Origin of the sequence: Parapedobacter deserti, from assembly GCF_042646065.1 — a bacterium.
In the GTDB taxonomy this organism is placed as follows: Bacteria; Bacteroidota; Bacteroidia; order Sphingobacteriales; family Sphingobacteriaceae; genus Parapedobacter; species Parapedobacter deserti.
In genome coordinates, this window is record NZ_JBHRTA010000038.1 from 1,183,471 (window position 1) to 1,192,595 (window position 9,125).

At 42.2% G+C, this 9,125-nt stretch carries 7 protein-coding genes; 2 read left to right on the forward strand and 5 right to left on the reverse strand.

Going from position 1 to position 9,125, the window contains the following annotated elements; all coding sequences use genetic code 11:
- Positions 1–61: 61 nt before the first annotated feature.
- Positions 62–238: a hypothetical protein gene (locus ACFOET_RS17670; protein ID WP_379025098.1), complete on the reverse strand. Its 177-nt coding sequence runs from the start codon at positions 236–238 to the stop codon at positions 62–64.
- A 321-nt stretch (positions 239–559) separates the two neighbouring features.
- On the opposite strand from ACFOET_RS17670, the gene ACFOET_RS17675 reads away from it, so the two are divergent.
- On the forward strand, positions 560–1,489 hold the full coding sequence (locus ACFOET_RS17675; protein ID WP_379025100.1) for an alpha/beta fold hydrolase: 930 nt from the start codon (positions 560–562) through the stop codon (positions 1,487–1,489).
- Between the two features lie 523 nt (positions 1,490–2,012).
- On the opposite strand, the gene ACFOET_RS17680 is transcribed toward ACFOET_RS17675, so the two are convergent.
- The 3 genes from ACFOET_RS17680 to ACFOET_RS17690 all read right to left on the reverse strand — a co-directional run bounded on the left by ACFOET_RS17680 (position 2,013) and on the right by ACFOET_RS17690 (position 5,763).
- Positions 2,013–3,572 carry a glycoside hydrolase 5 family protein gene (locus ACFOET_RS17680; RefSeq protein ID WP_379025102.1) on the reverse strand — a complete coding sequence of 520 codons (1,560 nt, stop codon included), beginning with the start codon at positions 3,570–3,572 and terminating at the stop codon, positions 2,013–2,015.
- Positions 3,573–3,863: 291 nt separating this feature from the next.
- Positions 3,864–5,231, reverse strand: a complete 1,368-nt coding sequence (locus tag ACFOET_RS17685; RefSeq protein WP_379025104.1) for a DUF2927 domain-containing protein — start codon at positions 5,229–5,231, stop codon at positions 3,864–3,866.
- 163 nt (positions 5,232–5,394) lie between these two features.
- Entirely contained in the window at positions 5,395–5,763 is a 369-nt protein-coding gene (locus tag ACFOET_RS17690; protein ID WP_379025106.1) for a nuclear transport factor 2 family protein, read from the reverse strand.
- A gap of 993 nt (positions 5,764–6,756) precedes the next feature.
- On the opposite strand from ACFOET_RS17690, the gene ACFOET_RS17695 reads away from it, so the two are divergent.
- The gene (locus tag ACFOET_RS17695) at positions 6,757–7,803 is read left to right on the forward strand and encodes a CNNM domain-containing protein (RefSeq protein ID WP_379025108.1); all 1,047 of its coding nucleotides are present in this window, start codon (positions 6,757–6,759) and stop codon (positions 7,801–7,803) included.
- A gap of 45 nt (positions 7,804–7,848) precedes the next feature.
- On the opposite strand, the gene ACFOET_RS17700 is transcribed toward ACFOET_RS17695, so the two are convergent.
- The gene (locus ACFOET_RS17700) at positions 7,849–8,376 is read right to left on the reverse strand and encodes a GNAT family N-acetyltransferase (protein ID WP_379025110.1); all 528 of its coding nucleotides are present in this window, start codon (positions 8,374–8,376) and stop codon (positions 7,849–7,851) included.
- Positions 8,377–9,125 lie beyond the last annotated feature (749 nt).

Here is a 9,125-nt window from a genome sequence, read left to right on the forward strand (position 1 = left end):
GGTCGTTGGAGTCTTGCCAAATTAGGTAAGCAAATGGATATTCATATTAACTTATTGTTAACTAATCCGCGCTGTTGATGCTCCGCATGGCATGGATAAGCGAAACCCGGCTGTTCTCTCCGGCCTTGCGGTAAATTTTTTCACTGATCTCCTGGCTCTGCAACCCTTGGCATAACCGTCCGGTGGCCTCGATCAGCTCGATTTCTCCGCGTTGTTCGAGGCTGTCTCGGTCATCCACAGTCGGAGCAATATGTCGCCAACAGAATACGCTGCTTCATATGTTTCATCACTGTGCAAAACACCATCCCTGCCGCAAGGCTAAAGCGAAACTTAAACAGCTGAAAGTTGTTATTTAGTATAGTGTAACTGGCAAATTGACAATCTGACACCAACTATGCATGGGTGGTTACTTAGTGTACACGAAGAAATCGCTGTGATGAAAACTATTGAGTTTCTTACCCTACTCCCCTTATTTTTCCTGGAGGAGGAGTCAGTTTCAGATATGCTGACTATTAGCACAAAAGTGCTTTTTTAATTGAATCATTCCACAGCGCTTATCATGATAAACAGACAATTGAAATTTATCAAAGAGCAGCCGACGAAGATTATTGAAATCGAGGCGCTGCTAATTGCATATGAGGAGTACGGTCTAAGCAATGGATGGCCCGTTATATTGTCGCATGGATTTCCTTACGATGTACATGCTTTCGGCAAAGTCGCTTCTATTCTGACCCAAGCTGGGGCAAGAGTCATCGCTCCGTATACCCGCGGATTCGGCCCGACCCGCTTTGTCAGCGCGGATGTAATGCGGAACGGACAGCAGGCCGCCCGTGGCTCAGACATTATCAAGCTTTCTGACGCCTTGGGACTGGAGCGGCCAATACTCGGGGGTTTTGATTGGGGAGGCAATGCCTCCTGCGTAGCGTCGGTACTATGGCCGGAAAAAGTTAGCGGGCTTGTATCCTATGCCGGTTACGATGTAATAGATGTGGAGCAGCAAAGACATGCTGTGACCCCGTCGCTGGAGCGAACCTGCTGGTATCAGCATCTCTTCCAGTCCGAACGCGGACGCGAATGCTTAACAGAAAACCGCTATGAAATTGGCCGGATGCTATGGAGCGAATGGTCACCTAACTGGCAATTCGACAAAGAAACTTATACCCGCACGGCTGCAGCTTTTGAAAACCCCGACTTTGTGGATGTCGTAATACATTGGTACCGCTTCATGCATGGCCTTGAGGAAGGAGAGCCAGCCCTGCAGCCCCTTGAAGACCATTTGGCGAAAAAGCCCAAAGTAAAGGTGCCGGCGGTGACGGTCGATGGTACCAGCGACCCACTGAAGCCGGGTGGGACTTCCGACCACGCCAGCATGTTTGTTGGACCGCATCAGCACATTGTTGTTGATGCCGGACACAACGTGCCGCAGGAAAATCCCAGGGTGTTCGCTGATGCGGTCATAAAAGTTCACGGTTGGTCAAGCAACAGCTGAACATGTAGTTCGCTGCTTTGAAGGCACGGATATGGCAGAAAACGGAAAACCGGAAGAGGCACACCACCGATCTTTCCCATTGGAACAAAATACGGTTTGAGGTAAAAGATAAGAACGTACGGCTAATCTTATACGATGTGCTGATTTATTCACTTTCTTATCAAAAACCCAATTGGCAGTATCATGGGGATCAACTTTCAATTTCATGGTGCTGGCGCAGTAGATTATGTGCGTCTGCATAATGAGGGAGGGGATCTTGTGTATGAAGACGAGTTTGGATTTAAGCCGTACCTCTAACTTAGGAATTAAATGCTTTAAGCCTTATCTACGCCTATTCGACTTTAAGCCGAAAGTTGATTACAAAATCGAAATCCTCGCCGGCCCAACCGTTGCCTTGGCACTTGTTCCTGAAGCCAAACATAGTGGAAGACCCTACTTACAAAATAGCGACTGATCCGGTGAAATAACACAATGAGCCATTCTGACATCGCGATTGCAAACATCGTCTTTAGCGCATGAGGCGTTAGCCTTTGAAAAATACAGGCGATCCTGTTAATCGAATCGTATTGGTTACCTTGGTCTGCTTATTTTCCCAATTGATTTGCGTAAGTGTTTTAATATTTAACGATGCCGGGAAGCTGTACTGAACCGATACGCTTTCTGATGCGCCGCTGGTTTTTGCCCACAATACACAGACATGGTCGTTACTAGCCGCAGAGTAAAAAACTCCACCGTCAACATTGGAGGGCAATTTCAATTGAGCCGTTGCGGCCGCGTCATATTGCCGATTTTTTAACAAATTGCTAACGGTGCGCCACGCTATACCACCAGGTGTTATCGTATTGTTGTAAGGACTGGATGGCAAGTTTTGGTAGAAGCCCATCGCTTGGTAGGGATCGGTAGCCTGGGACAATGGCTTGCTTTCAGCGGGGCAATAGACGTATAGCCCACTGATACCTGCCTTTTGCGCTACGACTGCCGCCTTAATTAAAAAATTCCGCTGCACCTCGTTGCCTCCAACGTAGTTGCCGATAGCTTTGCGGGGGATATTGGTTTCTGTGACGATAAAAGCTTTTTTGGGATTGGTTTTGCCGTTATAGGAATACTTATCCAGCACGGCCTGAAAGTCATTCTTATAGCGGACTATCATTGCAGCTGCTGCGTCTGAATTGCGGTTGCTTCCTAAATAATACATCGGATATACGTGGTAGCTCAAACAATCGAACCACTGCCCACCTTTTTTTGGATAATTGGCGCTTACACTTCCTTTATTAGGGTTATCGGTGTTGCGCAATATCGCATCCAGAAAACCAGGATAACCTAAACCGCCCACGCAGACCAGACCATCCTTATCCAGATGCTTAACAATCTCATAGGTGATTCTGAGCATGCGCACATAAGACTGGATGGGTGCGGCAAAGTTGCTCAGGTCGCAGGGGTTGGGGTCTGATTTTGCCCAGGTTTGGGTGGCTGCCCAGTTTTTGGTATAGTCCGGTTCGTTCCAAACCTCCCAATATTTTACATAGGGACCATAGGTCTTTACTACATTGTAAACGTAACTGGCGTAGTAATTTTTAGCGTTCACTTTTCCCGGCGAAGACCATATAGGTTCATACAGGTTGGCGAAGGTTTTCGACTGCACACCATTACAGTATTTTGTCTTATCCCTGTGCGCATCGGCAGGTCCACTGAGAAACATGGTATGCTCCTTGCCGCCCAGTCGCCGGTAGGTTTCAAAAGCACCCACCCGGATATCGTAGCCCCATCGCTGCACAAAATGGTCATACATTGCTGGACGAAGGCTGTTCACCCCGGCGCCAGCGATATTCTTGGTCGGATTGCCAATCAGGAGTTCGGCCAGCTGCTGATCGGACCAACCTGAGTAATACCCCATATTAGAGCCATACAGGAATGACCCCGCCGAACCTGAAGATAGAACAGCGGAAGAGTTCAATGTTGCCTCAGGCTCCTCGCCGTCTACCCCCGCGACGAGCGCTTCCTTTGAGCATGAACTTAAAAACCATAAAAGAAGAGGGAAAGAAAGCGCATAAATTCCGCGAAATGCGGCCAATCGTTTAATCATGTCGAACTAATGTTTTTCTCAAGCAAATTAAGCGGTGAGATGTCTTAAAAAATAAATATGCTCGGCGAATGCCAAAAGTTATACCACTATTTTACGCTAATTTGCTGATGTGCCATTCCCCTGATAAAATGGAATAAAGTATTTTTAATCATAGTCAAAAAGGGGTAAAAGGTGTACAAGTTTAGGACGTGGTATAAGTTTTCTTGAGAGGTACTGCTACAAGCTGGGGAATTTAGTCACATTGATATGCTCTTTATATTCGTCTCAAGGGGAGTGCAAAACATAAAATATTCATTCGGCCATGTTCAATTCAATTTCCTTAAAATCCGCTAATTTCAGGCCATCTATAAATTCGTTGGAATAAACCAGCTTCAATAGGTTTGCGTATCGAGGGGTAAATTCTATTTCACGCCCATTGTCGTTAAACAACTCATTAGTACGGGACGGCTCTTGTGGCATCTGGATTAAACTGAAATAGATTGCATCTATTATGCTCCGCTGCCTTAATTCCTGAGCGCTTTCACTGGTGTTAAAAGAAAGCAGTACTTTATTTTTAATAAGCTTCGGAAACATACAGGTTTTGCCCGCGATTTTTTCGTTGCTGCCTTTTATCGGCTCCTTTTGGTTATCCGATTGACGGAAGTTAAAGACAATTCCGTGACTGGGTTCCATATCGGGTGGCGCAGCTAGTTTAAGATTTATATTAGGAGATAGCTTATTGAGAGCCAAAATAGCACGAGCTATGGTGAGTGAGTCCTCCGTCTGTATCGGACCATAAAAGTATAAGTTTGTTTCTTTTGGGTGCTTTAGGAAGACGCCATCGAAAAAACATTTTTCTATATCTTCATACGACGTTTGCGGGTATTGTTCCAGTAAGTTTTTAATCTTCTGGTGTGAATTAACTGCGTAGAGCTCATCAGCAAAGTCCTTTTCAAATGACTCCCTAGTATAATTTGCAGGAATTACCGGTTCGTAGAGTAACGATAGCACGTCAACGTCTAATGGTGTTAACGATTTAGCAGGATTGTAATTTTCAAAGAAAAGACTGCTCGGATAGTTATAACTGTCACCTATGATACCAAGCGATTGTATAATTTCCTCTAGCACGATCTTGTACCTGGTTGAGTAGGTCAGGTCCTTTTCCGTGTAATAAATGCCGACGTTAGCGTGCTCTATAATGCCATCATAAGCAGTTGATCTCACCATTCCAACATGCCAATCGGCATCATTATCGCTTATAAAAACGCTGTCTGGCTTAAAAAAGGCGTGAACCTCTTTTAAATCCCCAAAGAATAGCTTAGTTGATGCGGAGACACCTGGAGCAGCCAAGGATAACCTGATAGGAAGTTTCAACTTATTTACATCCGAAATTGCTCTTTCTACATATTCAATCTCCTCTTCAGTTGGATGCCCTAAAATTGCAATCGTGGGGTTGGAACTCCGTTTTGTTATGATATTACTTATTCCGTTGCCATCCTCGTGGAAAACCGTTTCATAGAAATAGTTTAGTGTCTCGGTATTGTATTTGTCTTTTAAATACTTCAAATTTTTATTACTGATTGTCGGTTCATCCCTTTGAAGGCAGCTCGGGGCTATAGCTAAGAAATGAATCCCTAGCATCCAATAAACGAATTGACTTTTTCTTAACGATAGCTTCATAATGTTACCTTAGGCATAGTAATAAGCAATGAGAAAAGTGGGTTCATCTAAGATTCGAAGAACTTACTTTTGAAGTTTGTAAAGTAACATTTCTTCTTTTGGAATTCAAACAGCGAATCATGCCAAAAAAATTAAAAATGAGCACTTGAACTATCTCGGTAGTTTAATTCGTATTATATTTTACTTCTATCGTAGGTATGTTGTTTATTATTTTCCAATTCCTATTATCATGAACACATACGATCAGCGAATGAAAGATTAAGTTTTGGCTTTCCAATTTTACCTGTACAGTAGCAATATTGCCAGTTTGTTCGATGGAATTGTAAGCAATACTTCTGGGGCTTCCTCCAAACTTCTTCGTTCTGATTAGTTCGATATAGTCTGACTTTGAGAATACAAAAATTCCATTCTCATCAAAATATCCATCCTGGATGTTCTGAAAACGAGCATGTAAAATGTTCTCCAAAATTGCTGTGTCACGGTTATCGCCGGCTTTTACAAATGCCTCAATAGCTGTTTTTATTTGTTCCATATCATTAATTTAAAATGTCACTAATGGGTGTGTTTTGATTGTTAAGTTGTCGCCTAATCGCCGGATTGGCTTAACTTCTCTGACGAATTTTAAACAGTATGAATTCCTCAAATAATGATTGGTTGAGATCGGAATGAAGCTCGTACATACTTCCAAGTATCTCCTGCTTTTTGGGAATAAGCGTTTTAGACGCGAGCTGCTGTCAATTCCCAATTGTGTCTTCATCTATTTTATTCTCTTTATGGAAGACACTTTCGGTGCTAAAAACGTGACAGCTTGATAAGATTTTTTAGTTTTTCCGGGTCAACAACGGAATCGACTTCTGGATTAAATTGTCGTTATGCAATTGAAGATATGAGGTTAGTTTGAACAATATTTATAAAATTACGCAGTCTTAATTTGGGGAAGCTTTCAGGAGCTCGATGAGGTGGCTTCAAGACAATTGTTGTGACAATGTTGCACCAACTTCTTTCGGAAGACAGACGCAGTATTGACATACGAAGCAACGCGTGTGCGCGTGGCTTTATCGAGGCCTTCACTCCGCTGCCGCAGACCGATGTGCAGCCGGTTAGCATGATTTTGTTCCTAGCAATCAGACATGTAGTTTCATAGGGCGGATACGAAGTTAATGTAAGGTGAACAACACGTATAATTCTCAATTTGGAATTAAGGATAGTAGCGTGATAATTGGTACAGCCAAACCTTCGCTTCCCAAATTACTTTTTTCATTACCATACCATTAATTTTAATAGGTCAAAGTTCGCTAACATTTTAATAGCTGTAGGCGAAGCTCTGAAAGTTGTATGCAATTAAATGATTAGCTAAATATGGATTAAGTGAAACGCTAAGATTGAATATGATGTTGTCATAAAGATTCAGGTACAATGGTGATTTTCTTACAGAAGGACAATGTTATTTGCATTGGGTTTTTTTGTATTTTTACAAGCGACCGAGACTATTAGTTGGTAGACACAATCGATAAAGCAATCAAATATGACATTATTGTTATTATACCTCTTCACTGCACTAATCATTTCATTCATATGCTCAATAATGGAAGCTGTGCTGCTTTCCAATCCAATTTCGAGCTTAAAGTCAAGGTTAGAGAACGGGGATAGAAGCGCCGAAACAATGCTCAAGCTAAAAAAAAAAATAGATAAGCCACTGTCTGCTATTTTGTCTTTAAACACCGTCGCCCACACCGTGGGGGCGGCAGGGGTAGGTGCACAGGCTACTGTCGTTTTTGGAGAAGCTTATTTCGGAATTGTATCGGCTGTTTTAACCATTTTGATTCTGATTCTAACCGAAATTATACCAAAGACTTTAGGAGCAAATTATAGCAGAGAATTGGTAGGTGTTTCAGCAAAAGTTATTCAGGTAATGATCTTTATAATCTATCCGTTGGTGTGGATGTCATCTATTCTAACGAAAATGCTGTCTAGAGAAAAATCTGAACTCACTACCAGTCGAGAAGAGCTTTCGGCATTGGCAAGTATCGGTACGCAAGAAGGAATATTTGTCGATCGGGAGAATAAAATTATACAAAATCTGATTAAGCTTAAAAGCCTCAAAATAAAGGAAGTGATGACCCCCCGAATAGTGGTGGTGACCGCCAATGAAGAAATGACCTTGGAGGATTTTTTGAAAAATAAAGAATTTTTACATTTTTCCAGAATTCCGATCTATAGCGAAAACAGGGATAATATAACGGGCTATGTGTTTAGGGAGCTGGTATTTGAAAAACTTGCCGAAGACCAATTTAACCTGAAACTGAAAGATATAAAAAGAGAGATCATTCACTTCCCCGAAAATATGACCTTGTTTGAAGCCTGGGAAAAAATGCTTCAGAAAAAAGAACATATTTCATTAATCATAGATGAATATGGGGGTATGGACGGCATCACCACGCTTGAGGATATAATAGAATCTTTACTTGGATTTGAGATTGTGGATGAGAAAGACAAAGTGGAGGATATGCAGCAATATGCTATAAAAAGATGGCAGGAAAAACAGAAAAAATACGAGCTTTTAAATAAATAAATCGCGGTTCTCGCTTGTATCAATAATTGCAACGGCTTAAAGCGACTATACAGCAGAAAATTCCGGTGCGTATTTTATTGTTCCACTAACATGCTCAAGCGCACCGGGCCGTAATTCCAGCCCCATCAAAGAGCCCGCTGGCACGTCAAATGGCGCTTTGATACCCCATCTTTCCGTGGCCGTGAAGCCGAATTTCGGATAATAGTGTTTGTGGCCAAGAACAATTATAGAATTATAATTTAGCTCAGTGGCAAGTGAGAGGCTTGTATGGATAAGCGTACTCCCAACCCCTAGTTTTTGAAAATCGGGCCGGACGGAAAGCGGAGCTAACGCAATGCTTTTAAAACACCCTTCACCTTGATGAATCTCTATTTTTGTATAGACGATATGGCCAATTATTTCCTTATTTATTTCTGCAACAAGCGAAAGCTCAGGGATGAATCGATTACTTTTACGCAGGGAGTTAACTAGTTTTGCCTCGTCAGTCCTATCGAAAGCAAGTTCATGTACTAAAAAAACTTGCGGGTAGTCGTTTGGTTTTTCCTGACGGATCAGGATATTATTTGATGTCATGATGTCTAACTATAAAACGCAAAAAAATACTGAAGCGAGCAAAGCGACGTGCAGCGCGACGCAGTGGAAGGAATTCCCACATCATTTAATCTGCTGCTATAACTTAGACAATATCCATGAAACGCAAAGGTAAAAAGAAAAAGCCAACCATTACAAGACATAAGTTATGCGTATCACGTATCTTGTCGAACTCGATCGTTTAGGCTCCACGAACAAAACCTTTACCATTAGTGGAAAAGGAGGCGAATTCGCGATTGATTATCACGACGACTATAACACGTTTGACTTCGATAATGGCCAACCACTTAGGCATGAAAGCACAGTATGGCCTTTTCAGAGACTTTTATCCGTGCAGATATTCGCCATACGTTGGGCCTTTGCAATGTGGCCGTTTAAACTGATTGCAATGAAAAGTGATGTTTTCGCATTTGTTTTAAATTGCAAACCGATTTTCCAAACGTGGAGATACGATATGTATCGATGGAGACATTACGATAGCCTTTTCGCTTTACCAACAGCCATTAATATTTGATCGCATGGTAAAGCTCCGTGCGCGAACGTTCAGAGACGGGCTCCCGGTAGAAAAGTGCGATACTCCCCAGTTGTTAGACAACTTTCGTCCAAAGTTAAATTTATTTAAGACACGAGACTGTAAAATCAACTGTGTCAAGAGTTATAAAATGTTAACTTAGTCACAGTTTAAAATGAAAGAAAAGCAAGAAGAATTCGATTACGAGGAGATGAAAGCG

What these genes read in the sequence shown, in the direction of transcription:
- ACFOET_RS17675 (WP_379025100.1), top strand. Translation starts at nt 560, where the DNA reads ATGATAAACAGACAATTGAAATTTATCAAAGAGCAGCCGACGAAGATT.
- ACFOET_RS17685 (WP_379025104.1), bottom strand. Translation starts at nt 5,231, where the DNA reads ATGAAGCTATCGTTAAGAAAAAGTCAATTCGTTTATTGGATGCTAGGG.
- ACFOET_RS17690 (WP_379025106.1), bottom strand. Translation starts at nt 5,763, where the DNA reads ATGGAACAAATAAAAACAGCTATTGAGGCATTTGTAAAAGCCGGCGAT.
- ACFOET_RS17695 (WP_379025108.1), top strand. Translation starts at nt 6,757, where the DNA reads ATGACATTATTGTTATTATACCTCTTCACTGCACTAATCATTTCATTC.
- ACFOET_RS17680 (WP_379025102.1), bottom strand. Translation starts at nt 3,572, where the DNA reads ATGATTAAACGATTGGCCGCATTTCGCGGAATTTATGCGCTTTCTTTC.
- ACFOET_RS17700 (WP_379025110.1), bottom strand. Translation starts at nt 8,376, where the DNA reads ATGACATCAAATAATATCCTGATCCGTCAGGAAAAACCAAACGACTAC.